We start from the raw sequence: 24,314 nt of genomic DNA on the forward strand, positions 1-24,314 counted from the left end.
AGATTTTTATAAAAAGGAGACTATACATATGCATGAACAAATTTTAGCAGCAATTAAAGAGTTCGATACGATTATTATTCACCGTCATGTGCGTCCAGACCCAGATGCATTAGGCTCTCAATGTGGTCTTGGAACAATTCTTCAAGAATCGTTTCCAGAGAAAAAGGTTTATATGGTTGGATACAATGAACCTTCGTTATCGTATTTACGAGTAATGGATGAAATTGATGATGAGACTTACGAAAATGCACTTGTTATCGTTTGTGATACAGCGAATCAAGAGAGAGTTTGTGATCAGCGTTACACGAAAGGGAAGATGCTGATTAAAATCGATCATCATCCGAATGAAGACCCATACGGAGATATTACGTGGGTAGATACGACATCAAGTTCTACAAGCGAGCTCATTTATGAGTTTTATACTTACGGAAAAGATAAAGGATTGAAGCTTACAACTGAATCTGCGCGCCTTATTTTGGCTGGAATTGTTGGAGATACAGGGCGTTTCTTATTCCCAAATACATCTGCAAGAACATTACGCTTTGCGGCAGAGCTTGTTGAGATGGGTGTTGAGTTTCCAAATCTATATAATGAAATGTATAAAACGAAAGAGAAAATCGCTCGTTTAAATGGATTTATTTTACAAAACTTTACAATAACAGAAGAAGGTGCAGCGTATATTAAGCTGACAAAAGAAGTATTAGAAGAGTTTGATGTACTTCCTTCAGAGGCATCTGGCGTTGTAGGAGCACTTGGTAATATTGACGGATTAAAAGCTTGGGTTCTCTTTTTAGAAGAGGAAGATGTAATTCGCGTTCGCCTTCGTTCAAAAGGACCTGTTATTAATAAATTAGCAATGCAGTATAACGGCGGAGGACATCCGATGGCTTCTGGTGCGAAAGCATCTTCTTGGGAAGAAGCGGATCGTCTTTTCGCAGACTTACGTGAGATTTGTAAGTAAATATAGCTGTATTAAAAACAAGAAAAGTAGAGCTTAAAGCTTTACTTTTCTTTAGCATGTTGACAAATGTTGATTTAAATTAAGATCGACTTAAACAAAAAAATCCTCTTATATACCCAAAGTACATGCCAATAAAGAATCGTACATTACTTATGTAGGTATGTAACTATTCATCTGAAAGGACTGCATTACGAAATAGTGGTGTGAATTAGGATGCGATGAATAAAAAAGGTGACTAAATTTTTAAGTTTAGTCATCTTTTTGTATTTGGGACAGATGAGCAGGAAGAATTCAAAAAATATCGAATGAGTATAGTTAATAGTACTGTTTGCGTTAGGTGTGAATATTAGTTAAAGATACGTTAATTACATTCCAGTTGGTAAAGAAAAAGTCCATCAAATAACAGAGGGAGCAACCACTTATATGGAAAATACATTAAAGGTATCGTCAAAATCAAGTCCTAATTCAGTCGCGGGTGCAATTGCAGGGGTATTAAGAGCAAATTGTAATGTAGAAATTCAAGTGATTGGAGCCGGGGCTTTAAATCAAGCAATTAAAGCCATTGCTATCGCAAGAGGATTTGTAGCTCCTAGTGGTATTGACTTGGTTCTCATTCCAGCGTTTCAGGATATTTCTATCGATAATCAAGAAAGAACAGCAATCAAATTAATTGTAGGCCCTAGAAAAATTAGATCTTAGCAGCTTGCCAAAATATGAAAAAATAGCTCTTCACCTGAGTAAAAGGGATCAGGTGAAGAGCTACTTTTCTTGTTTTATATTGATGCTGATTTCGAGCACGGTATCAAAAGAAATCATGTCGACTTTAAAGCGATAGTTTCGGTCATAATGCTTATATACTTTATTCTCAATTGCTTTTTTTAGTAGCTCTTTATTTTGCGCAATGCTTTGTATGTTTTTTGTTAAGAGATGTTGTAAATCATTATGAATAGAAGTTGTAATGTTTTCTAAAGTTAGGTTGTCTAAATCGTATTTATCTCCGTTTGCAATTTTAATTTTAATTTCTTGGATTGTTAAGAGTTGTTTGTTTTCTTTATTTAATTTATCGTGGTCTTCAAGGAGAACATGGAGTTTTTCTTCCTGTTGTTTAATAATTTGTTTTTGTTCTGCAATTGTACTTGCTTGCTCTTGTTGAAAAACACCGTATATGTACAAAAAAATAAACCAGCTTAGAATACCGCCAACAGCAGCGCCTGCTAAAAATAAATACCATCGTTTAGCAGTAGAAGCGTTAGGGACCCTCATACATGCTCCTGCGTGAGCCATTTAATAATAATGAGACCGGTTTGCATGCCGCCTGTTGCGAAAAAAATGAGTAAAATTTGTTTTACGATGTCTTTTGTAGCACCTTCAAAGAAAGTTCGTTCAAAGCTATAAAATGTATCAAACGTTCCCCCAATTGCTGCGACGAGTGCCCAAATTCTTAAGTTTTGAGAAAATTGATTAATTGCGGTGAGTGCGGGTTTTCCAACTAAAAAAGCACCGATGCCACCAATTATAGAACCGCCAAGCATAACCCCAAAGGCAATAAAGTAAGTTGTAATAAGTAGAGAGAAAAATCTTTGATCTACATCCATCGTTATTCCCCTTTCTTCTTCATATATATGGACAAAGTATAAGAAGTATGTTTTGATTTCCGCTTTCTTCATCACCTATAATGAAAGTAGTCAAATAGATAAAGAGAGGGTACAACAGTGAAGTTTGTGCATTTACAATGTCAAACCGTTTATAGTTTGTTAAAAAGTGCTTGTAAAATCGATGAGCTAGTCATCCGGGCGAAAGAGCTTGGTTTTTCATCGCTTACGATTACAGATGAAAATGTGATGTACGGGGTGATTCCATTTTATAAAGCATGTAAGAAAAATGGCATACAGCCAATTATTGGGTTAACAGCCTCTGTTTTTAGTGGGGAAGAAGAGGGGACTTATCCGCTTGTATTACTTGCAGAAAATGAAATAGGTTATCAAAACTTATTGAAAATTTCTAGCGCCATCATGACGAAGTCTAAAGACGGAATTCCGAAAAAGTGGCTTGCTCATTATGCAAAAGGGTTAATTGCAATTTCACCAGGAAAAGATGGGGAAATTGAACAGTTATTATTACAAGGAAGAGATGATCTTGCTGAAGATGTAGCTCGTGCATATCAAAATATGTTTGGAAGCTTTTATATGAGTTTGCAGCATCATGCGATTCAAGATGAGCTATTCTTGCAAGAGAACGTACCACAATTCGTAAGTGAGATAGGCATTCCAATCGTTGCGACAAATGATGTCCGCTATGTGAATCAAAGCGATGCGCTTGTGCAGGAATGCTTGTTATCTGTCCAGGGCGGAACGAAGATGACGGATCCAGATAGACCAAGGCTCAAAACAGATCAGTACTATTTAAAGTCATCCGCTGAAATGGAAGCTTTATTTTCTCATGAAGAAGAAGCGCTTCAAAATACAGTTCGTATAGCTGAACGTTGCCACGTAGAAATTCCTTTCCACGTCAATCAATTGCCGAAGTTTCCTGTTCCATCTAACGAAACGTCAGATACTTATTTGCGCCGCATTTGTGATGAGGGTCTAAATAAGCGATATGGAAAGGTTCAAGATATACATCGGAAACGTTTAAATCATGAACTTGAAGTTATCTCTCGTATGGGATTTAGCGATTATTTCCTTATTGTTTGGGATTTTATGAAATACGCTCATGAACATGACATTTTAACAGGACCGGGCCGTGGTTCGGCAGCGGGTTCACTTGTTTCTTATGTGTTAGAAATTACAGATATCGATCCAATTGAGTATGATTTGCTGTTTGAACGATTTCTAAATCCTGAACGTGTTACGCTCCCAGATATTGATATTGATTTTCCGGATATTAGACGTGATGAGCTGATTCGTTATGTAAAAGATAAATATGGTCAGCTTCGTGTTGCTCAAATTGTTACGTTCGGAACGCTTGCTGCAAAAGCAGCGATTCGAGATATCGCCCGCGTAATGGGGCTTCCACCAAGGGATATTGACATATTTTCAAAACTTATTCCGTCAAAGCTTGGAATCACACTAAAAGAAGCATATGAAGAATCCAGATCGCTTCGTGAATTTGTACAAGGGAATCTCTTGCATGAGCGTGTTTTTGAAATTGCGAAGCGTGTCGAAGGTATGCCGCGTCATACATCTATTCATGCGGCAGGAGTCATCATGAGTCAGGAGCCGTTAACAGGAAGTGTTGCGATTCAAGAAGGACATAATGATGTATATGTAACGCAATATCCAGCAGAAGTGTTAGAAGAGCTTGGTTTGTTAAAAATGGATTTTCTAGGTTTACGTAATTTAACGTTACTTGAAAACATCCTTACGTTTATTGTAGGGAAAACCGGGAAACAAATTGATATACGAAATTTACCTCTTCAGGATGAAAAGACATTCCAGCTACTTGGAAGAGGGGATACAACAGGTGTCTTCCAACTTGAATCCGGGGGAATGCGGAGTGTATTACGTAGTTTAAAACCAAATGAGTTTGAAGATATTGTTGCGGTTAACTCTTTATATCGTCCAGGACCGATGGAGCAAATTCCAACCTTTATTGAATCGAAGCATGGAAAACACCAAATTCAATATTTACACCATGATTTGAAACCGATTTTAGAGAGCACATATGGCGTAATTGTTTACCAAGAGCAAATTATGCAGATCGCCTCGAAGTTAGCAGGTTTTTCACTTGGAGAAGCTGACTTACTTCGCCGTGCGGTAAGTAAGAAAAAACGTGAGATTTTAGATCAAGAACGTAAGCATTTTGTACAAGGTTGTTTACGAAATGGATATGATGAAACATCAGCGGAACAAATTTATGACTTAATTGTTAGATTTGCGAATTACGGTTTTAACCGCAGTCATGCTGTAGCGTACAGTATGATTGGATACCAGCTGGCTTATTTAAAAGCGAACTATCCTTTAGAGTTTATGACTGCCCTATTATCCAGTGCGATAGGAAATGAAGATAAGATTGTGCAATATATACGCGAAACGAAGCGCAAAGGTTTTCGGGTTTTACCGCCATCTCTGCATAGAAGTAGTTATAATTTCCGAATAGAAGGAAATGCAATTCGTTATAGTTTGCTTTCGATTCGGAATATCGGGATGGCTACAGTGAGTGCTGTGATTGAGGAGAGGGAAAAAAGTCCATTCCAAGATTTATTTGAATTTTGTCTTCGCATGCCGGCAAAGTTTGTTACGGAGCGCAACTTAGAGGCATTTGTTTGGGCTGGCTGTTTCGACGATTTTCAAGTTTCGCGAACAACTTTGTTTAATAGCATAAAGGGTGCTTTAGAGTATGCAAGCCTTGCGCGTGAATTAGGAGAAGATAGTGTCCCAAAATCTGTATATGTACAAGGAGATGAGCTATCTTTTATTGAACAATTAAATAATGAGAAAGAAGCACTTGGTTTTTATTTATCCAGTTACCCAACGGCGCAGTATGCAAAGCTTGTGAAAGAACTAGAAATTCCGTCGCTTGCGCAAGCGATGAGGCAAAAGCGAAAAGTACAACGTGCCATTGTATATATAACAGGTGTAAAAGTCATTCGGACGAAAAAGTTACAAAAAATGGCGTTCGTCACGTTTTGTGATCAAAATGATGAAATGGAAGCGGTTGTCTTTCCGGAGACATATATTCATTTTTCGGAAAGGTTACAAGAAGGTGAAATTGTTTTAGTGGAAGGGACAATTGAACAGCGAAATCATAAATTGCAATGGATTGTAAACGGTCTTTACTCATTAGAACAAATGGATGTTTACAATGAAATGAAAGAAGCAACAATTTATGTAAAACTACCATCGCAGTACGAAAAGAAGTTGTTAAATCAGGTTACGAAAATATTGTTTAACTATTCAGGTTTTGCGAAAGTACTAATTTATTATGAAAAGGAACATAAAATGGTACAATTATCTCGTAGTTTGTCAATCCATCCAAGTGAAGAATGTTTAGAAGCACTTTGTGAAATAGTCGGTAAGGAAAATGTCGTAGTGAAAATATAATGGACAATTTCCCTATAGTTCGATTATTATAGTAATAGTGTTCGTGGTCAGACCACTTGGAGACAGTGATAATAGCAAGAATAATTTGAGGAGAGTGGATAGTTTGTCAACACTTCGTGAAGAAGCACTTCATATGCATAAAGTGCATCAAGGAAAATTAGAAACTGTATCAAAAGTAAAAGTAGAAAATGCTAAAGATTTAAGTCTTGCGTATTCTCCAGGGGTTGCAGAACCTTGTAAAGAAATTTATGACGATAAAAGTAAGGTATATGAATATACAATGAAGGGAAACATGGTAGCAGTTGTGACAGATGGAACAGCTGTACTTGGTCTTGGTAACATTGGACCAGAAGCATCTCTTCCAGTAATGGAAGGTAAAGCTGTATTATTTAAGAGCTTTGCTGGCGTAGATGCATTCCCAATTGCTTTAAATACAAACGATGTAGATAAAATTGTTGAAACTGTCAAATTAATGGAGCCAACATTTGGCGGTGTAAACTTAGAAGATATTGCAGCACCAAACTGCTTTATCATTGAAGAACGTCTGAAAAAAGAAACGAATATTCCTGTATTCCATGATGATCAACATGGAACAGCTATCGTAACAGTAGCAGGTCTTGTAAACGCACTAAAACTAGTTGGAAAGAAAATGTCTGGCATTAAAGTTGTAGCAAATGGTGCAGGTGCAGCGGGTATTGCAATCATTAAACTTTTATACCGCTATGGTGTACGCGATATTATTATGTGTGACCGAAAAGGCGCAATCTATGAGGGACGCCCTGATGGGATGAATCCGGTGAAAGATGAAGTAGCAAAATATACGAATAAAAATCGTGTAGCAGGTTCATTAGCAGACGTTGTGAAAGATGCAGATGTATTTATCGGTGTATCTGTAGCAGGTGCGTTAACTGAAGAAATGGTTCGTACAATGAATGACGATGCAATTATTTTTGCGATGGCGAATCCGGTTCCAGAAATTATGCCGGAAATTGCAAAAGCAGCAGGCGCAGCTGTTGTGGGAACTGGTCGTTCTGACTTCCCAAACCAAGTAAATAATGTACTAGCATTCCCTGGTATTTTCCGTGGTGCACTTGATGTACATGCTACGCAAATTAATGAAGAAATGAAGATGGCAGCTGTAGAAGCGATTGCTGAGCTTGTAGCAGCAGATGAGTTAAATGCAGACTATATCATTCCAGCGCCGTTTGACGCGCGTGTAGCCCCTCAAGTGGCCGCTTACGTTGCGAAAGCTGCGATGGAGACAGGAGTAGCTCGCCGTCAAGTAGATCCAAATGAAGTTGCTGAGAAAACGAGACAATTAGCGCTGATTGGTAAAGAGTAAGCGAGGAATTTCTATTGACATCATCAAATACAAAAGTATATCTCGAAATTGTAAAGAAAATCCGTTCCATTATGGAAGAGGATGGTTTAGTAGCAGGTGATCGATTGCCATCTGAGCGTGAGTTAAGCGCACGTTTAAATGTTGGACGTTCATCTGTACGAGAAGCATTGCGAGCTTTAGAACTCGTAGGATTAATTGAAACAAGACGCGGAGAAGGGACGTTTATTCGAAACTTCTATGATAACGGTCTTGTTCAATTAATCGCACCATTTTTATTACAAGATGAGAAAACAATTCGTGATTTGTTACAGACGAAACGATTGCTTGAAAAAGATATTCTTCGAATCGTATGTGGTTTACCGAAAGAAACGTTCTCTAATGTGTTAAGTATGTTGCAAAAGGTTCTTAAAAAGGACAAGAGTTCCATTCAGGAGTTTCATCAAACGTTTTTTAAAACACTTATTGAACAAGTGGACAATTATTTACTATATCGAATTTGGAGAATTGTAAATGATTACGTTGCGACTCTTTCTTCTGAAATTTCACTAGAGTCTATAGAAATGTATAGAAAACTTTATGAAGCGCTATACGCGAAAAAAGAAGAAGAGGCGCTAAAAATTTATGATGAATTAATGGAAAATGTACAGTTTCATTCGTAATGTATAAAATTTGTCGAAATGACCATGACACGTTATGACAAACAATCTATCGCATAGCGGTTAAAGTTAAACGTAAAGAGAGAGGTTATTAGACAGGGTTCAAAAAGAAGGCTAACATCAATCTTTGGTGTTAGCCCCATTTTCTTCCTAACCTAACCTTAGCTCTCAACAAAGGGGGTCAAATTGTGCTAAGAGATTTATTCGTAAAAAAGAAAAAGTACGCTGCAATTCCTTCGGAACAAGTACGAAAAGATGTACCGGACGGTGTTATGACAAAATGTCCGAAATGTAAGAAAATCATGTATACAAAAGAGCTTCTAAAAAATTTAAAAGTATGTGTAAACTGTGGTTATCATCATCCTATGAATGCGTGGGAACGCCTTGATAGTGTATTGGACGAAGGATCATTTCGTGAGTATGACAAAGAGATGGTTTCGTTAAATCCACTCCAGTTCCCAAATTATGAAGAAAAATTAGAGAGTGATCGCAAGAAAACAGAATTAAATGAAGCTGTTGTGACAGGTGAAGGAACAATTGATGAAATGCTTGTTGTAGTTGCAGTAATGGATTCTCGCTTTCGAATGGGCAGCATGGGCTCTGTTGTAGGAGAAAAAATTGCACGTGCAGTTGAAAAGGCATACGAATTACAAGTTCCATTTATTATCTTTACTGCATCGGGCGGTGCGCGCATGCAAGAAGGTATTTTAAGTTTAATGCAAATGGCAAAAACGAGCGTAGCTTTGAAAAAGCATAGCAATGCTGGAGGATTATTTATTTCTGTTATGACTCATCCGACGACAGGCGGTGTTTCAGCGAGTTTTGCTTCACTTGGTGACTATAATCTTGCAGAGCCAGGTGCACTTATCGGCTTTGCTGGCAGACGTGTAATTGAACAAACAGTGCGTGAGAAGCTGCCAGAAGACTTTCAAACGGCAGAATTTTTACTAGAGCACGGTCAATTAGATGCGGTTGTGCATCGCGATCATATGAAAGATTCACTCCGTAAGATTTTAGAAGTTCATCAAGGAGGGGAAACGGCGATATGGCAGAACTAGAATTTGAGAAACCAGTTGTGGAGCTAAGAAATAAGATTCGAGAACTGAAAGACTATACGAAAAACAGCCAGATGGATTTCAGTGAGGAGATTCGTATTTTGGAAGATAAGCTAGAAAATTTAGAGGAAGAAATATATGGCAATATGAAAGTATGGGACCGCGTTCAAATTGCTCGTCATGCAGAGAGACCGACAACGCTCGATTATATTAAGCACTTATTTACTGATTTTTTTGAATGTCATGGAGATCGTCTATTTGGCGATGATGCAGCGATTGTCGGCGGCATTGCGAAGTATAAAGGGATGCCTGTAACAGTAATCGGGCACCAGCGCGGGAAAGATACGAAAGAAAATATTCGTCGTAATTTTGGAATGCCTCATCCAGAAGGATATCGAAAAGCGCTACGTTTAATGAAGCAGGCAGAGAAGTTTAATCGTCCAATCGTTTGTTTCATTGATACAAAAGGTGCTTATCCTGGTAAAGCAGCTGAAGAACGTGGCCAAAGTGAAGCGATTGCACGTAATTTATTTGAAATGGCAGGACTTACTGTACCTGTTATTTGTATTGTTATTGGTGAAGGTGGTAGTGGTGGTGCGCTAGGTTTAGGGGTAGGCGATTACATTTACATGCTAGAAAATTCCACTTATTCTGTTATTAGTCCAGAAGGTGCGGCGACAATTCTTTGGAAAGATGCTACGAAAGCAAAAGATGCCGCTGAAGCTTTAAAAATTACAGCAGCAGATTTGAAAGAATTAGGTGTAATTGACGAAATTATTCCAGAAGCGCGCGGCGGTGCACATCGTAATATTTTAAAACAGTCTGAAAATATTGACCTAATGATCGGAAAAACTTTCCAACAATTAAACGGTATTTCGAAAGAGGAATTAATCGAAAAACGTTATGAAAAATATATGAAAATTGGGCAAGTTTCGTTTTCAAACGCTTCCATTTGGATAAAATAAGAAAAGCGTGCGTTCCACTTCGCGAATGCACGTTTTTATTATGAAAAGACACATCTTCTCCATTGTATTTTTATATTTTTTCGTGTTATTTTATTATAAGGTAAATAATCTTTATGAGGTGAGTACAAATGAAACGTATTGGTGTATTAACAAGTGGTGGAGATTCGCCTGGTATGAATGCTGCCATTCGTGCAGTTGTTCGTAAAGCGATCTTTCATGATATAGAAGTATATGGTATTTACCATGGATACGCTGGATTAATTTCTGGTCACATTGAAAAATTAGAACTTGGTTCTGTTGGCGATATTATCCACCGTGGTGGTACAAAATTATATACAGCAAGATGTCCTGAGTTTAAAGACCCAGAAGTAAGGGAAAAAGGAATCGAGCAATTAAATAAACTTGGTATTGAAGGACTTGTTGTTATTGGTGGCGATGGTTCTTACCAAGGTGCTAAAAAGTTAACAGAGCAAGGATTCCCGTGTGTCGGTGTACCAGGTACAATCGATAATGATATTCCTGGAACAGATTTCACAATCGGTTTCGATACAGCGTTAAACACTGTTATCGATGCAATTGATAAAATTCGTGACACAGCTACATCTCATGAACGTACATATGTGATCGAAGTAATGGGACGTCACGCTGGAGATATCGCATTATGGGCTGGTTTAGCTGATGGTGCAGAAACAATCTTAATTCCAGAAGAAGAGCATGATATGGAAGATGTTATTGCTCGTTTAAAACGCGGTAGTGAGCGTGGTAAAAAGCATAGTATCATCGTTGTAGCTGAAGGTGTTGGAAGTGCAATTGACATCGGTAAGCATATCGAAGAAGCAACAAACTTTGATACTCGCGTAACTGTATTAGGTCACGTACAACGTGGTGGATCACCAAGTGCACAAGACCGTGTATTAGCAAGTCGTCTTGGCGCAAGAGCAGTTGAACTGTTGATTGAAGGTAAAGGTGGACGTTGCGTTGGTATCCAAAACAACCAACTTGTTGATCATGACATTATCGAAGCGTTAGCTCAAAAGCATACGATTGATAAAGATATGTATCAATTATCTAAAGAATTATCCATCTAATCGGCTTAATGTCAAATGTTTGGGAACGGTTTCATAATTTTCGGAGGTGCAATATGCGTAAAACTAAAATTGTATGTACTATAGGTCCTGCTAGTGAAAGTATTGAGAAATTAGAGCAATTAATCGAAGCGGGTATGAACGTTGCTCGTTTAAACTTTTCTCATGGTAGTCATGAAGAGCACGGAGCACGTATTAAAAACATTCGTGAAGCTTCAAAGAAAACTGGTAAAACAGTTGCAATCTTACTTGATACAAAAGGTCCAGAAATCCGTACACATGACTTCGTAGACGGACAAGCTGAGCTTGTAACAGGTGCAGAGGTAGTTATCTCTACAGAGCAAGTATTAGGAACTGCAGAGAAGTTCTCTGTATCTTATGCTGGTCTGTATGACGATGTAGACCCAGGTTCTCGCATTCTAATCGATGACGGTCTTATCGAACTAGAAGTAATCGAGAAAGCTGGCGGAAACATCCGTACAAAAGTATTGAACAGCGGAACTGTGAAAAATAAAAAAGGTGTTAACGTACCAAACGTAAGCATTAAGCTTCCTGGTATCACTGAAAAAGACGTAAAAGATATCGTCTTCGGTATCGAGCAAAAAGTTGATTTCATCGCGGCATCTTTCGTTCGTAAAGCAGCTGACGTGTTAGAAATCCGTGAATTGTTAGAAGCGCATAATGCACAATACATTCAAATCGTACCAAAAATTGAAAACCAAGAAGGTATCGATAATATCGATTCTATCTTAGAAGTTTCTGACGGTTTAATGGTAGCTCGTGGTGACATGGGTGTGGAAATTCCACCAGAAGAAGTACCATTAGTACAAAAACGTCTAATTAAAAAATGTAATGTATTAGGTAAACCAGTTATTACTGCAACGCAAATGTTAGATTCTATGCAACGTAACCCACGTCCAACTCGTGCGGAAGCAAGTGACGTAGCGAACGCAATCTTCGATGGTACGGATGCAATCATGCTTTCAGGTGAAACAGCTGCAGGTCAATACCCAGTAGAAGCAGTAACAATGATGGCAAACATCGCAACTCGTGTTGAAAAATCATTACAATATGAAGATATGTTCAAAAAACGTATTAAAGAGTTCACTCCAACAATTACAGATGCAATTAGCCAATCTGTTGCGCACACAGCACTTGCTCTTGGTGTAGCTGCAATCGTAGCTCCAACAGAAAGTGGCTACACTGCGAAAATGATCTCTAAATACCGTCCAAAATCTCCAATCGTAGCTGTAACATCTGACGAGCAAGTGGGCCGTCGTCTTGCACTTGTTTGGGGTGTACAAGCGTTTATGGCTGAAAAACGTGCAACATCTACTGATGAAATGTTAGATACTGCGATTCAAACAGGTATGGATGCAGGTCTAATCGGACTTGGGGATACTGTTGTAATTACTGCAGGTGTTCCGGTTGCTGAAACTGGTACAACAAACCTAATGCAAATCCATGTTGTTGGCGAAGAAATCGCTAAAGGACAAGGGATCGGTCGTAAAGCTGCAAAAGGTAAAGTAGTTGTAGCTAAAACAGCTGAGGAAGCTGTAGCGAACGTAACAGAAGGAGATATTCTTGTTACAACAAGCACTGATAAAGATATGATTCCTGCAATTGAAAAAGCTGCAGCTCTAGTTGTAGAAGAAGGTGGCTTAACAAGCCATGCGGCTGTTGTAGGTGTATCAATCGGTATTCCGGTTATCGTTGGTGTGAATGGTGTAACAGCAACTCTAAAAAATGGCCAAGAAGTAACAGTTGATGCGGCGCGTGGAATTGTTTATAATGGACATGCGGAAGTGCTATAAGAAGTAATGTGAAGAGAAGGATGGGAGTCCTTCTCTTTTTTTTACCTCTAGAGTACAAAGGATATAATATCAGGTTTCGTAGCTGTAGAGATCCTGTTATTAACGTCTAGGAGGCTCTTGGATGGCTGTTTACTTGATTGAGGTTAAATCTTATATAAGAGGGCACCGAAGTGTTATTTTGAGGGTGTGAGGAGATGTGAAGAGGGTTCTTTTTGTGAAAGGAGTGGGAGAATGAAGTGGATGTTGTTTCTTTTTATTTTAATTCCAGCGCTTGAAGTTACGGTGCTAATTGGCTCTAGTCATTTGATTGGTATGTGGCCAACGTTCGCTATGATTGTATGTATCGGTGCCTTAGGTGTCTATTTAGCAAAACGACAAGGATTTATGGTATTGGGGGAGATTCGGTCAAGGTTGAATAGAGGTGAGATGCCGGGTGATGCTGTATTAGATGGTATTTTTGTCCTTGTGGGTGGGGTGCTTCTATTGGTGCCTGGCTATGTAACGGATGTAATGGGAGTTATTTTTATATTTCCGGCAACGAGAAAGTTATGTAAACCTGTAATAATGAAATGGTTAGAGTGGAAATTAAGAAGGAATACAACCGTTATAGTACAAAAATAACACTTAGAACACGAATTGTTCTAAGTGTTATTTTTTTGTCGAAATATAAAATGAATATTTATTCATTTGTAGAAAAAGGAAGAAAAGGGGATAATAAAAATGTATAAAATAGAATAAAAATGTAAAATAAACCTTGAAAGTGTCATTTTGCGTAAAAAACAAGGGAATTATCCATTTATTATGGGTAATTCCCTTGTTCTATTTTTTTGAAGAAAATTTGAATGTAAGAATTGGGTGAGAGTGAAAATTTTATTTTAATGGTGAACCTTTAATAAATTTCCATAAATCATGAAATACATGGGCTTTGTGCAATGTGTTTAATAGTACCAATGTGACTGGACCAATGATTAATCCTAAAAAACCATACAGCTTAAACCCGACGAATAATGCGATAAGTGTTGGTAATGGATCAAGTCCTATATTGGAGGATAACACTTTTGGTTCCATGATTTGCCTTTGAACAATGACAACAATGTATAAAATAAGTAGACCAATTGCGAATGCTGTATCCCCTGTGAAAAATACATATATAACCCAAGGGACAAAAACCGCTCCGGTTCCTAAATAAGGAAGTAAGTCTACAATTCCTGTAATGATTGCGATTGTGATGGCATAGGGTACGCGCAAAATTAATAGTCCAATTAGTACAATGACGGTTGTCATAGATACAAGGGTGAGTTGTGCTTTTACAAATCCGAATAATGCTTTTCGTAAATCGACAAAAATAGTCTTTCCGTATCCGTGTACGCGATTTGGAAGCAATCGTTTTACTTTATTAGCAAGTATATGCCAATCAAAGCTAATAAAGAAAGTTGCTAATAAGATGAAGACAAGGACTGTTAAAGTCGTTGGAAGTGCACTGATGAAGTTTGTTAATCCACTTATAATAGCGGTCAACAATTCTTTCATCTGCTTTGTTGCTTCCGTTCCTAGGTTTTGAATGTTTTGTGTAATTGTATATTGTTGTGATTCACCTAGATGATTAAATTGAGAAATTAAATCATCATATAAAGGCATAATATGATTGAGTGCAAACTGCTGTGCATACTGTACAATTGCTGGAAACTTTTCTGTGACAATTTGCAGCAAGTAAGTTGTGGCGGAAATTGCTTCTGTCACAAGGTATGTAACAAGTCCGACGATGGCGCCGAACACGAGAATTAAGCTGACGAGTACCGCTAAGGCACGAGGGAATTGTAGTTTTTGGTTGAGAAAATTTACGACTGGATTGATCAAATAAGCAAAAGCTAATGCAATGATAAAAGGGTATATAAGGCCTGAGACATATAAAAGTGCATAAAACCCAATTATTGTTGCTGAAATGACAAATATAAGTCGTAATATGATATACAATGAATTTCGATTCAAAGGTGCTTACCTCCCATTCCAAATGGTATTTATCCTGCTATTTGCGGACAGCAACAATCTCTCATTAAAGTTCAGTGGAAACAGAGAAGTTAGACGGGAGATGAACTGTCTGTAAAAGCTCGATTGGTGAATGCTAATAACCATTAGAGATAGAACTCCGCGCTGATTAAAGTTTCACTTTATGCTATAGTGGAATGATGGATTTATCCTGCTATTTGCGAGTCTCAAGGCATGAAGCAATCTGTTCGCAAAATCCTGATGGTAATTGCTAATCAGTGGTGGGAATTTTCTTTGTACTGATTGGCGAGAGTCTTATTTTATCTATTTTTTATTTTATCTATTTTTTATTTTACCTGTTTCTTATAAGAAAAGAAAGAAGTGCGCTTTTCTTTCTTAGTAAGTATAAACATCTCATTCAAAGTGTTTGAAGTTTGTGTGTATCATCTATATTAATTGATGAATACTTTCATCTATAGCGTGTATAATGATATGTTTAACAGCAATTTATTTTGTAAACAGGTTCATTATTTTCAGAAAGGAAGTGTAATCATGATTAGTCAATCAACGTTATTTTTATTCATACTACTTATTATTGGACTTATTGCTAAAAATCAATCGCTTACTGTAGCGGTTGGTGTTTTATTTTTATTAAAATGGACGTTTTTGGGGGATAAAATTCTTCCATATCTACAAACAAAAGGAATTAATCTTGGTGTAACGGTTATTACAGTTGCGGTCCTTGTTCCGATCGCTACGGGTGAAATCGGATTTAAGCAGCTAGGTGAAGCGACTAAATCTTATTATGCATGGATTGCTTTAGCTTCAGGAATAGCGGTTGCTCTCTTAGCAAAAGGGGGAGTACAGTTATTAACGAGTGATCCTCATATTACAACTGCGCTCGTATTTGGGACGATTATAGCAGTTGCGTTATTTAATGGAGTCGCTGTAGGACCGTTAATTGGAGCGGGAATTGCCTATGCTGTGATGAACATTATGCAGATGTTTAAATGAGAAATTTTATAGTAATATAAATTTTTTGAATTCTTTCCATTCACAAAAGTCAGATAATTGTTTATAATAGGATTAGAAGACATGTAAAAGCTACATAGCAACGAAGACTTACACCAAATAAAATAAAAACAACATAAAGTAATTTTCTACTGATATTGTTTTATGTTGTTTTTATCCTAAACTCTTCGGAACTAGTTTTCCTCACCATCTGTTGTTCTAAGCGTGAGGATTCGGGGAGAAAACTCACGCTCATGCTTGGAGAAAGCGATAGAACAACTAGATGGGAACACCACAACAAATTTGCATGATCGTGCATTTTGCTTGCCTAAAGAGTGAACGGGCGTTCATAATCTAGAAGGGAAGCAAACAGATACAAGGGAGCAAGGTTGGGAGAATTTTCAGGAAAAGGAGAGAGTGTAATGACTGTTATTCGAGGATTAGAAGGGGTAGTAGCAACAACGTCATCCGTGAGTTCAATTATTGATGATACATTAACGTATGTTGGGTATAATATTGATGATTTAGCGGAAAATGCTACGTTTGAAGAAGTGGTATACTTATTATGGCACCGCAAGCTTCCTAACGAAGAGGAATTAAATGAGTTAAAAGAAACTCTATCTGAATATTCTAAAGTTCCAAGTGAGATTTTAACATATTTAAAACAAGTAGATTTAAAGATTGCTCATCCGATGTCTGTTTTACGAACAGCGATTTCCATGTTATCATTATACGATGAGAGTGCTGAATTAATGGATGAAAAGTCTAATTATTTGAAAGCGGTTAAATTACAAGCTCAAGTAGGTACTCTTGTTGCAGCATATGCAAGAATTCGTAAAGGTTTAGAAGTTGTTGAGCCACGAAAAGATTTATCATTAGCTGCAAACTTTATCTATATGTTAAATGACCGTGAGCCAAATGAAGTGGAAATTGAAGCTTTTGATAAAGCGCTTGTACTTCATGCTGATCATGAGTTAAATGCTTCTACATTTACAGCGCGTGTCTGCGTTGCGACACTTTCAGATGTATATTCTGGTATTACTGCAGCAATTGGCGCGTTAAAAGGTCCTCTTCACGGTGGGGCAAATGAAAACGTAATGAAGATGTTAAAAGAAATTGGCGAAGAAGAAAATGTAGAATCCTATATTCATAATGCACTTCAAAATAAAGTGAAAATTATGGGATTTGGCCATCGCGTATATGAGCACGGTGATCCTCGTGCGAAACATTTGCGTGAAATGTCTAAGAAATTATGCGTGCTTTTAGGGGAAGATAAATGGTATAATATGTCTATCAAAATCGAAGACATTGTCACAAAAGAAAAAGGTCTTCCACCAAATGTCGATTTCTATTCTGCTTCTGTTTACCATTGTTTAGGAATTGATCATGACTTATTTACACCAATCTTTGCGATTAGCCGTATGTCAGGATGGTTAGCTCATATTCTAGAACAATATGAAAATAACCGCTTAATCCGTCCGCGTGCTGATTACAATGGACCAACGCATCAACGTTATGTACCACTGGCGCAACGATAAGCTAAAAACACTATTTGGATAGTGTAAATACGCTTTCAAAAGTCAGATTTTTCGGGAAAGATGTAATGATTGGAATATTTTAATTTGACTAACGGTTTGAACTGAGGGTTATATTCCCTCAGTTTCACACATATGAAATTTCAAACATGGGGGTTATCACAGTGACGACAGGAGAAAAAATTACTGTAACGAATGGTGTTATGAATGTACCAAACAATCCGATTATTCCTTTTATTGAAGGCGATGGTATTGGACCAGATATTTGGGCAGCAGCATCTCGTGTATTAGAAGCAGCTGTTGAAAAAGCTTATGATGGTGAGAAGAAAATTGTTTGGAAAGAAGTGCTTGCAGGGGAAAAGGCATTCAACCAAACAGGTGAATGGTTACCAGAAGAGACGTTAAATGTAATCCGTGAATATTTAATCGCAATTAAAGGCCCACTTACAACTCCTGTTGGTGGTGGTATTCGTTCTCTAAACGTAGCGCTTCGTCAAGAGTTAGACTTATACGTATGTTTACGTCCAGTTCGTTATTTTGAAGGTGTTCCTTCACCTGTAAAACGTCCGGAAGATACTGATATGGTAATTTTCCGTGAAAATACAGAAGATATCTATGCTGGTATTGAATATGCACAAGGATCTCCAGAAGCAAAAAAAGTACTTGAGTTCTTAAAAGAAACAATGGGAGTAAACAAAATTCGCTTCCCAGAAACATCGGGAATTGGTATTAAACCAATTTCAGAAGAAGGGACAAAGCGTCTTGTTCGTGCTGCAATTCAATATGCAATTAATGAAAAACGTTCTTCTGTTACATTAGTTCATAAAGGAAATATTATGAAATTTACAGAAGGGGCTTTCAAAAACTGGGGTTATGAAGTTGCTGAACAAGAATTTGGCGATAAAGTATTCACTTGGGCTGAATACGATCGTATTGTTGAAAAAGATGGTAAAGATGCAGCGAATAAAGCGATGGCAGAAGCTGAAGCGGCTGGTAAAATCATCGTGAAAGATTCTATTGCAGATATCTTCTTACAACAAATTTTAACGCGTCCACGCGAGTTCGATGTTGTTGCAACAATGAACTTAAATGGAGATTATATTTCTGATGCGCTTGCAGCACAAGTAGGTGGCATTGGTATTGCACCTGGTGCAAACATTAACTATGTTACTGGACATGCTATTTTCGAAGCGACACATGGTACAGCTCCAAAATATGCAGGTTTAGATAAAGTAAACCCATCTTCTGTTCTTCTTTCAGGAGTATTATTATTAGAACATTTAGGATGGAATGAAGCTGCGAAATTAGTAACTGCTTCAGTAGAAAAAACAATTGCTTCAAAAGTGGTAACATATGACTTCGCGCGTCTTATGGATGGTGCAACTGAAGTGAAATGTTCCGAATTTGCTGATGCTCTTATTAATAATATGGATTTAGCAGTAATCAAAAACGCATAATTCAGAGTGGGGGAGAAAGTATGACAATCAAACGCAAAAAAGTTTCAGTCATCGGTGCAGGATTTACAGGAGCAACAACAGCGTTCTTATTAGCTCAAAAAGAGCTTGCAGATGTTGTATTAGTGGACATTCCACAACTGGAGAATCCAACAAAAGGAAAAGCGTTAGATATGTTAGAAGCAAGCCCTGTACAAGGTTTTGATGCTAACATTATAGGTACGTCTGATTACGCAGATACTGCTGATTCCGACGTTGTTGTTATTACAGCAGGGATTGCACGTAAACCAGGAATGAGCCGTGATGATTTAGTAGCAACCAACTCTAAAATTATGAAAAGTATCACGCAAGATATTGCAAAACATTCGCCAAACGCAATTATTGTTGTGTTAACAAATCCAGTTGACGCAATGACATATTCTGTATTTAAAGAAGCTGGATTCCCGAAAGAGCGCGTTATCGGTCAATCTGGTGTATTAGATACAGCACGTTTCCGTACATTCATTGCACAAGAATTGAATCTTTCGGTAAAAGACATTACAGGATTCGTTCTTGGTGGTCATGGTGATGATATGGTACCTCTTGTACGCTACTCTTATGCAGGTGGTATTCCATTAGAAACATTAATTCCGAAAGAGCGCTTAGAAGCAATTGTAGAACGCACGCGTAAAGGCGGCGGTGAAATTGTAGGCTTACTAGGAAATGGTAGTGCATATTACGCACCAGCGGCTTCTTTAGTTGAAATGACTGAAGCGATTTTAAAAGATCAGCGCCGCGTATTACCAGCTATCGCATACCTTGAAGGTGAATATGGTTATAGTGACCTTTACTTAGGTGTACCGGTAATTCTAGGTGGTAACGGAATCGAAAAAATTATTGAATTAGAACTTCATGAAGAGGAAAAACAAGCGTTAGATCGTTCAGTAGAATCTGTGCGTAACGTTATGAAAGTTCTTGCTTAATACAAAATATATGTTAGGAAAAAGATTCGGAATCCCGAATCTTTTTCTACTATTTACTGGATTGTTTTTTTGAAATAATATGAAAACGCTATCATTTATGTATCCTACAATGGAAGTATAGACTTATAATATACATTGCCCTCATTATAATAGCATTTCGGATAATATATTGTTTTTGGTAGGATAATAAAATAAAACTTGGAGGGGGATTGTAACATGTTAAAGAAAAAAGTTCAAATTGGTCGTCGAATGGATGAAATTACAGTAGGGGAAAAGTTATCTATCACTGAAAAAATCGAGGATAAAGATCTGTTATTGTATTTAGGATTAACAAATGATTCAAATCCATTATATATCCAGCATGATTATGCATCCCAAACTCCATATGAAAAACCGATTGTACCAAGCATTATGTTAACGGGCATGGTTACAACAGCGGTAACGAAATATTTGCCAGGTCCAGGCAGTCATGTTGTTAGGAAGGACCTTACTTTTGTGAAGCATGTACACCATTATGAAACTTTGCAAATTCATTTTGAAGTTGTAGCTGTTTCTCACGAGGAGCATACGATTGATATGCGTGTATTCGCTTATGATGAAAAAGAAGCAGTGGTTGTAAAAGGCGTATTAACAGTAGCACCGCCTTACAAATCAGCTTCTATTTTAGAAAAAGCGTTGGATAATTTTTAATAATGAGTTAGTAAGAGTGTAATGAAAAATAGTGCTATCCTATCATTATATGCTAAGTTAGCACTATTTTTTTTAAGTATAGCTTAACTGAAAAAACCTTTTACAAACCCTTCTGAGAAATCAGAGATGCCAGTTTGTAATGCTTCCCAGTTTGAAAAGCCGGCAGTAAAACCAACTACAAATAATAAAGCGAGGCAAGATAGTACCCAATTTTTACGATTCATTATGAAGTGGCTCCTTAATGGTTTAATCTTTATATTATAATTTTATTATATTGATTATTACATTTTAAGGAGATATAAGTCAAATGTGTATCTGTTTTTAGCCACGTGGCCAAAGAATAATAAAAACACCAATAAGGCAAATAGCTGCACCAGCCCAGTCAAAGATATCGGGTGTTTTCTTATCAATCATCCATCCCCATAATAAACTCATCACAATAAATACGCCGCCATAAGCTGCATATACACGTCCGAAGCTAGAAAATACTTGAAATGTGGCGATTACGCCATACAAACATAAAACGATTCCTCCGTTTAGACCGAACCAGATGGACCCACCTTCTCGTAGCCATTTCCAGATGAGATATCCACCACCAATTTCAGCTAGACCGGCAAGAATGAAAATAGTAGCTGCTTTAAACATGAATAGACCATCGCTTTCTATTAGAGATATTTTTCTGTATAACTATATCATAATCAAGCTTAGTGGATGGACAATTCTGTTGAGAGGGGCATTGTTTTCTAGTATGATGGGAATAGTGGGGAAATACTAGGATGAAGAAGGTTTCAAGTCTATAACTTGGAGGAAGAGAATGAGCAATCGAATTTTAGTTGTTGATGATGAGGAGTTTATTTTAACTTTAATTGAATTTAACTTACAGCAAGCAGGATTTGAAGTTATAACAGCGATGGATGGTGAAGTGGCGCTTCAAAAGGCGGTAACGGAACGTCCGGATCTGATTATATTAGATTTAATGCTTCCTAAAATGGATGGTATGGAAGTGTGTAAAGAATTGCGTTTGCAAAGGGTTATGACACCGATTTTAATGCTCACAGCGAAAGATGACGAGTTTGATAAAGTGTTAGGACTTGAGCTTGGGGCTGATGATTATATGACAAAGCCATTTAGCCCAAGGGAAGTTGTTGCACGTGTAAAGGCGATTTTACGTCGTACGAAATTGCAAGATGAACAAGTTCCAGAAGTGCAGGACGAAAATAGTATTAATATCGTTGATCTGAAAATTTCACCTGAGTTTTATGAGGCGTATTTCCAAGGGGAAAAGTTAGAGTTGACGCCAAAAGAATTTGAATTACTTGTATATTTAGCGAAAAATAAGGGACGTGTGTTAACACGTGATCAGTTATTGAGTGCAGTATGGAATTATGATTTTGCCGGTGATACAAGAATCGTCGATGTTCATATTAGCCATTTGCGAGATAAAATTGAAAAGAATACGAAAAAACCAGCATATATTAAAACCATTCGTGGATTAGGGTATAAATTAGAGGAGCCAAAGGGGAATGAATAAATTTCGCTCAAGGCTTCTCTTTACATTTGTTTCTCTCATTGTACTTATTTTAGTTGGACTAGGAGTACTTTTGGAAACGCTGTTTGAGAATTATTATATTAATCATGCGAAAGAGAGAACGATAAAAGAAGCGCAATATGTTGCTTCGTTAGTAGAGACAGAAGGTATTGATCATGTTTTAAAAGCGCCAAATATATTTGAGCAATTAGAAGAACAAGTTCCTGTTTCGATTGTATTTGCTGATGAAGAGAAGAAGGTCGAATATAGTAAAGATAAGCAAACTATATTCAATCAAGCGACAATTGATGAACTTTCTTCTGAAACAGAAAAACAAAAAAATAGAGTGATTACGAAAGACACCAATGATAAGAACGTATTTCATCATGCGATATTTGTTCAAGATGCAGATGGTAAGCAAGGATATATTCTTATAAAAAGCATGATAGCTCCTTTGAAAGACGTTCACCAAAAAACGTGGGGATTATTAATTATAGGATTTGTAATTGCTTGTCTTGTCGTTGTCTTTCTTGGTGTAAAAATTACAGGCCAATATATTCGTCCGATAGAGTCTGTTACAAAAGTAGCGATTGAATTAGCGAAGGGTAACTATAAGGCGCGTGCGTATGAAAATCATTCAGATGAAACAGGAATGTTAAGTAAGGCCATCAATATTTTAGCACGTAATTTACAAGAAATGACGTTAGAGCAAGAAATGCAACAAGATCGTTTACATACATTGATTGAAAATATGGGAAGCGGTATGATTTTGATTGATAGCCGCGGCTATATAAGTCTTGTAAATCGTTCATATAAAGAAATCTTTCATGTAACGGATGAAGAGTATTTAGATCGCTTATATTATGAAGCATTTCTTCATGCAGAAATCATTGAACTTGTGGAAGAAATTTTTATGACAGAAGTAAAAGTACGGAAGCAAATGCTGCTGTCACTTGAGATTGAAAGAAAGCATTTTGAGGTATATGGTGCGCCAATTATCGGGACGAATCATGAGTGGAAAGGGATTGTTCTTGTATTCCACGATATAACTGAGCTCAAGAAATTAGAGCAAATGCGCAAAGACTTTTTAGCGAACGTTTCACATGAACTAAAAACGCCAATTACTTCTATTAAGGGCTTTTCTGAAACATTACTTGATGGTGCGATGGAAAATCAGCAATTTTGCGAGCATTTCTTGCATATTATTTTAAAGGAAAGCGAACGTATGCAAGGATTAATCGAAGACTTACTAGATTTATCGAAGATTGAACAACAAGGCTTTAAATTAAATATGGGCAATGTTGATATGAAGGAATTGCTTGGGGAAATCAAAATGGTACTGGAGAATAAATCACAAGATAAAGAAATTTCCTTACAAGTTGATGTGCTGAGACATGTATCTGTGATAGGAGATCCAAGCCGATTAAAGCAAATCTTTATCAATTTAGTTAATAATGCAATTGTATATACACCAGCTGGTGGAATGGTTTCTGTAGCGTTGTTAGAGGATGAACATAATGCTTATATAAAAGTATCTGATACAGGAATTGGGATTAGTAATGAAGAAATTCCGCGTATTTTTGAACGCTTTTATCGCGTAGATAAAGCGAGAAGTCGAAATACGGGCGGTACAGGCCTAGGGTTATCGATTGTAAAACATTTAGTAGAAGCGCATCAAGGGACGGTTACTGTGGAGAGTACAGTAGGAGAAGGTACGACATTTACAGTTGCTTTACCAAAAGCGGATTTGGAAAAATAATGATAATATGAAAATTTTGGGAGGGGTAGATTTACATTATATTAACAATAGCTTCATTAAATATTAATAAAGTCCTGTTAATATAATACATGAAAACCCCTTCATCCAAGGAGTAGTTTTGGACGAGAATAGTGCTCTATTCTCGTCACTTCCCTTTTCTGTAAAAACGTAATATCTCTTGTACCTTATGTCAAAGTGTTATAACAATACAATAAGGACATTGTGACAGCATCTTCATTTATATGTCTAAATATATGTAATCGGAAGAACCGTTATTTTTCTTCTCTCTCGTAGTCATGTTAATATAGAGAGAAGGAAATAACGGTTTTTTCTTTCTATATAAATCCATTTGATTTGCAGGCGTATAAGTTGCTGCTAAGAAGAACAAAAGGGATCGTTTATTCTTTTGGTTTTCACTTGGCAGGGGACAGGAAGAATGGCTGATCGTTTCTATGTATGGCAGGATGCC

General features: G+C 37.2%; 22 protein-coding genes. 17 read left to right on the top strand and 5 right to left on the bottom strand.

Going from position 1 to position 24,314, the window contains the following annotated elements:
* Positions 1–28: 28 nt before the first annotated feature.
* The gene (locus tag LOK41_RS03385) at positions 29–961 is read left to right on the top strand and encodes a DHH family phosphoesterase (RefSeq protein WP_241815236.1); all 933 of its coding nucleotides are present in this window, start codon (positions 29–31) and stop codon (positions 959–961) included.
* 423 nt (positions 962–1,384) lie between these two features.
* Positions 1,385–1,660 (top strand): stage V sporulation protein S, encoded by a 276-nt coding sequence (locus tag LOK41_RS03390; RefSeq protein ID WP_241815237.1) that lies wholly within the window; start codon positions 1,385–1,387, stop codon positions 1,658–1,660.
* Between the two features lie 60 nt (positions 1,661–1,720).
* Here the strand turns inward: LOK41_RS03390 and ytrI are convergent, their stop codons facing one another.
* Both ytrI and ytrH read right to left on the bottom strand, forming a co-directional pair.
* Positions 1,721–2,224, bottom strand: coding sequence for a sporulation membrane protein YtrI (ytrI, locus tag LOK41_RS03395; protein WP_174101676.1), 504 nt, complete (start codon positions 2,222–2,224; stop codon positions 1,721–1,723).
* The gene (gene ytrH, locus LOK41_RS03400) at positions 2,221–2,556 is read right to left on the bottom strand and encodes a sporulation membrane protein YtrH (protein WP_174101674.1); all 336 of its coding nucleotides are present in this window, start codon (positions 2,554–2,556) and stop codon (positions 2,221–2,223) included. The genes ytrI and ytrH overlap by 4 nt, the downstream gene beginning before the upstream one ends.
* 117 nt (positions 2,557–2,673) lie before the next feature.
* Here ytrH and dnaE point away from each other — a divergent pair, with 117 nt between their 5' ends.
* The 8 genes from dnaE to LOK41_RS03440 all read left to right on the top strand — a co-directional run bounded on the left by dnaE (position 2,674) and on the right by LOK41_RS03440 (position 13,541).
* Positions 2,674–6,003, top strand: a complete 3,330-nt coding sequence (gene dnaE, locus LOK41_RS03405) for a DNA polymerase III subunit alpha (RefSeq protein ID WP_241815238.1) — start codon at positions 2,674–2,676, stop codon at positions 6,001–6,003.
* Positions 6,004–6,136: 133 nt separating this feature from the next.
* Complete coding sequence (ystJ, locus tag LOK41_RS03410) at positions 6,137–7,345, top strand: NADP-dependent malic enzyme (RefSeq protein WP_241815292.1); 1,209 nt, start codon at positions 6,137–6,139, stop codon at positions 7,343–7,345.
* Positions 7,346–7,359: 14 nt separating this feature from the next.
* The gene (locus tag LOK41_RS03415) at positions 7,360–8,004 is read left to right on the top strand and encodes a FadR/GntR family transcriptional regulator (protein WP_241815239.1); all 645 of its coding nucleotides are present in this window, start codon (positions 7,360–7,362) and stop codon (positions 8,002–8,004) included.
* Between the two features lie 185 nt (positions 8,005–8,189).
* Positions 8,190–9,059 carry an acetyl-CoA carboxylase, carboxyltransferase subunit beta gene (accD, locus tag LOK41_RS03420; RefSeq protein WP_241815240.1) on the top strand — a complete coding sequence of 290 codons (870 nt, stop codon included), beginning with the start codon at positions 8,190–8,192 and terminating at the stop codon, positions 9,057–9,059.
* Complete coding sequence (gene accA, locus LOK41_RS03425; protein ID WP_174101666.1) at positions 9,047–10,021, top strand: acetyl-CoA carboxylase carboxyl transferase subunit alpha; 975 nt, start codon at positions 9,047–9,049, stop codon at positions 10,019–10,021. The genes accD and accA overlap by 13 nt, the downstream gene beginning before the upstream one ends.
* Before the next feature lie 128 nt (positions 10,022–10,149).
* Positions 10,150–11,109: a 6-phosphofructokinase gene (gene pfkA, locus LOK41_RS03430; RefSeq protein ID WP_241815241.1), complete on the top strand. Its 960-nt coding sequence runs from the start codon at positions 10,150–10,152 to the stop codon at positions 11,107–11,109.
* 53 nt (positions 11,110–11,162) lie between these two features.
* Complete coding sequence (pyk, locus tag LOK41_RS03435) at positions 11,163–12,920, top strand: pyruvate kinase (protein WP_241815242.1); 1,758 nt, start codon at positions 11,163–11,165, stop codon at positions 12,918–12,920.
* A gap of 231 nt (positions 12,921–13,151) precedes the next feature.
* Positions 13,152–13,541, top strand: coding sequence for an FxsA family protein (locus tag LOK41_RS03440; protein ID WP_241815243.1), 390 nt, complete (start codon positions 13,152–13,154; stop codon positions 13,539–13,541).
* Between the two features lie 249 nt (positions 13,542–13,790).
* On the opposite strand, the gene ytvI is transcribed toward LOK41_RS03440, so the two are convergent.
* Positions 13,791–14,909, bottom strand: a complete 1,119-nt coding sequence (ytvI, locus tag LOK41_RS03445) for a sporulation integral membrane protein YtvI (RefSeq protein ID WP_241815244.1) — start codon at positions 14,907–14,909, stop codon at positions 13,791–13,793.
* Positions 14,910–15,458: 549 nt separating this feature from the next.
* On the opposite strand from ytvI, the gene LOK41_RS03450 reads away from it, so the two are divergent.
* The 5 genes from LOK41_RS03450 to LOK41_RS03470 all read left to right on the top strand — a co-directional run bounded on the left by LOK41_RS03450 (position 15,459) and on the right by LOK41_RS03470 (position 20,558).
* A complete protein-coding gene (locus tag LOK41_RS03450; protein ID WP_241815245.1) occupies positions 15,459–15,920 on the top strand; it encodes a DUF441 domain-containing protein in 462 nt (153 codons plus the stop codon).
* A 386-nt stretch (positions 15,921–16,306) separates the two neighbouring features.
* On the top strand, positions 16,307–17,455 hold the full coding sequence (citZ, locus tag LOK41_RS03455; protein WP_241815246.1) for a citrate synthase: 1,149 nt from the start codon (positions 16,307–16,309) through the stop codon (positions 17,453–17,455).
* 161 nt (positions 17,456–17,616) lie between these two features.
* A complete protein-coding gene (gene icd / locus LOK41_RS03460; RefSeq protein ID WP_241815247.1) occupies positions 17,617–18,909 on the top strand; it encodes an NADP-dependent isocitrate dehydrogenase in 1,293 nt (430 codons plus the stop codon).
* 20 nt (positions 18,910–18,929) lie between these two features.
* Positions 18,930–19,868 (top strand): malate dehydrogenase, encoded by a 939-nt coding sequence (mdh, locus tag LOK41_RS03465; RefSeq protein ID WP_174101651.1) that lies wholly within the window; start codon positions 18,930–18,932, stop codon positions 19,866–19,868.
* Positions 19,869–20,084: 216 nt separating this feature from the next.
* The gene (locus LOK41_RS03470) at positions 20,085–20,558 is read left to right on the top strand and encodes a MaoC/PaaZ C-terminal domain-containing protein (protein WP_174101649.1); all 474 of its coding nucleotides are present in this window, start codon (positions 20,085–20,087) and stop codon (positions 20,556–20,558) included.
* An 83-nt stretch (positions 20,559–20,641) separates the two neighbouring features.
* Here the strand turns inward: LOK41_RS03470 and LOK41_RS03475 are convergent, their stop codons facing one another.
* Positions 20,642–20,782 carry a hypothetical protein gene (locus LOK41_RS03475; RefSeq protein WP_241815248.1) on the bottom strand — a complete coding sequence of 47 codons (141 nt, stop codon included), beginning with the start codon at positions 20,780–20,782 and terminating at the stop codon, positions 20,642–20,644.
* Between the two features lie 97 nt (positions 20,783–20,879).
* On the bottom strand, positions 20,880–21,203 hold the full coding sequence (locus LOK41_RS03480; RefSeq protein WP_241815249.1) for a YnfA family protein: 324 nt from the start codon (positions 21,201–21,203) through the stop codon (positions 20,880–20,882).
* 169 nt (positions 21,204–21,372) lie between these two features.
* On the opposite strand from LOK41_RS03480, the gene LOK41_RS03485 reads away from it, so the two are divergent.
* Positions 21,373–22,089 (top strand): response regulator transcription factor, encoded by a 717-nt coding sequence (locus LOK41_RS03485; protein ID WP_174101645.1) that lies wholly within the window; start codon positions 21,373–21,375, stop codon positions 22,087–22,089.
* Complete coding sequence (gene pnpS, locus LOK41_RS03490; RefSeq protein ID WP_241815250.1) at positions 22,082–23,845, top strand: two-component system histidine kinase PnpS; 1,764 nt, start codon at positions 22,082–22,084, stop codon at positions 23,843–23,845. Before LOK41_RS03485 ends, pnpS begins: the two co-directional genes overlap by 8 nt.
* The last annotated feature ends 469 nt before the right edge of the window (positions 23,846–24,314 follow it).

The organism is Bacillus sp. TL12 (assembly GCF_022625245.1).
Classification (GTDB): domain Bacteria; phylum Bacillota; class Bacilli; order Bacillales; family Bacillaceae_G; genus Bacillus_A.

What these genes read in the sequence shown, in the direction of transcription:
- pnpS (WP_241815250.1), top strand. Translation starts at nt 22,082, where the DNA reads ATGAATAAATTTCGCTCAAGGCTTCTCTTTACATTTGTTTCTCTCATT.
- LOK41_RS03450 (WP_241815245.1), top strand. Translation starts at nt 15,459, where the DNA reads ATGATTAGTCAATCAACGTTATTTTTATTCATACTACTTATTATTGGA.
- LOK41_RS03475 (WP_241815248.1), bottom strand. Translation starts at nt 20,782, where the DNA reads ATGAATCGTAAAAATTGGGTACTATCTTGCCTCGCTTTATTATTTGTA.
- LOK41_RS03470 (WP_174101649.1), top strand. Translation starts at nt 20,085, where the DNA reads ATGTTAAAGAAAAAAGTTCAAATTGGTCGTCGAATGGATGAAATTACA.
- LOK41_RS03485 (WP_174101645.1), top strand. Translation starts at nt 21,373, where the DNA reads ATGAGCAATCGAATTTTAGTTGTTGATGATGAGGAGTTTATTTTAACT.
- pfkA (WP_241815241.1), top strand. Translation starts at nt 10,150, where the DNA reads ATGAAACGTATTGGTGTATTAACAAGTGGTGGAGATTCGCCTGGTATG.
- ytrI (WP_174101676.1), bottom strand. Translation starts at nt 2,224, where the DNA reads ATGAGGGTCCCTAACGCTTCTACTGCTAAACGATGGTATTTATTTTTA.
- mdh (WP_174101651.1), top strand. Translation starts at nt 18,930, where the DNA reads ATGACAATCAAACGCAAAAAAGTTTCAGTCATCGGTGCAGGATTTACA.
- LOK41_RS03480 (WP_241815249.1), bottom strand. Translation starts at nt 21,203, where the DNA reads ATGTTTAAAGCAGCTACTATTTTCATTCTTGCCGGTCTAGCTGAAATT.
- LOK41_RS03440 (WP_241815243.1), top strand. Translation starts at nt 13,152, where the DNA reads ATGAAGTGGATGTTGTTTCTTTTTATTTTAATTCCAGCGCTTGAAGTT.
- pyk (WP_241815242.1), top strand. Translation starts at nt 11,163, where the DNA reads ATGCGTAAAACTAAAATTGTATGTACTATAGGTCCTGCTAGTGAAAGT.
- LOK41_RS03385 (WP_241815236.1), top strand. Translation starts at nt 29, where the DNA reads ATGCATGAACAAATTTTAGCAGCAATTAAAGAGTTCGATACGATTATT.
- LOK41_RS03390 (WP_241815237.1), top strand. Translation starts at nt 1,385, where the DNA reads ATGGAAAATACATTAAAGGTATCGTCAAAATCAAGTCCTAATTCAGTC.
- ytrH (WP_174101674.1), bottom strand. Translation starts at nt 2,556, where the DNA reads ATGGATGTAGATCAAAGATTTTTCTCTCTACTTATTACAACTTACTTT.
- ystJ (WP_241815292.1), top strand. Translation starts at nt 6,137, where the DNA reads ATGCATAAAGTGCATCAAGGAAAATTAGAAACTGTATCAAAAGTAAAA.
- accA (WP_174101666.1), top strand. Translation starts at nt 9,047, where the DNA reads ATGGCAGAACTAGAATTTGAGAAACCAGTTGTGGAGCTAAGAAATAAG.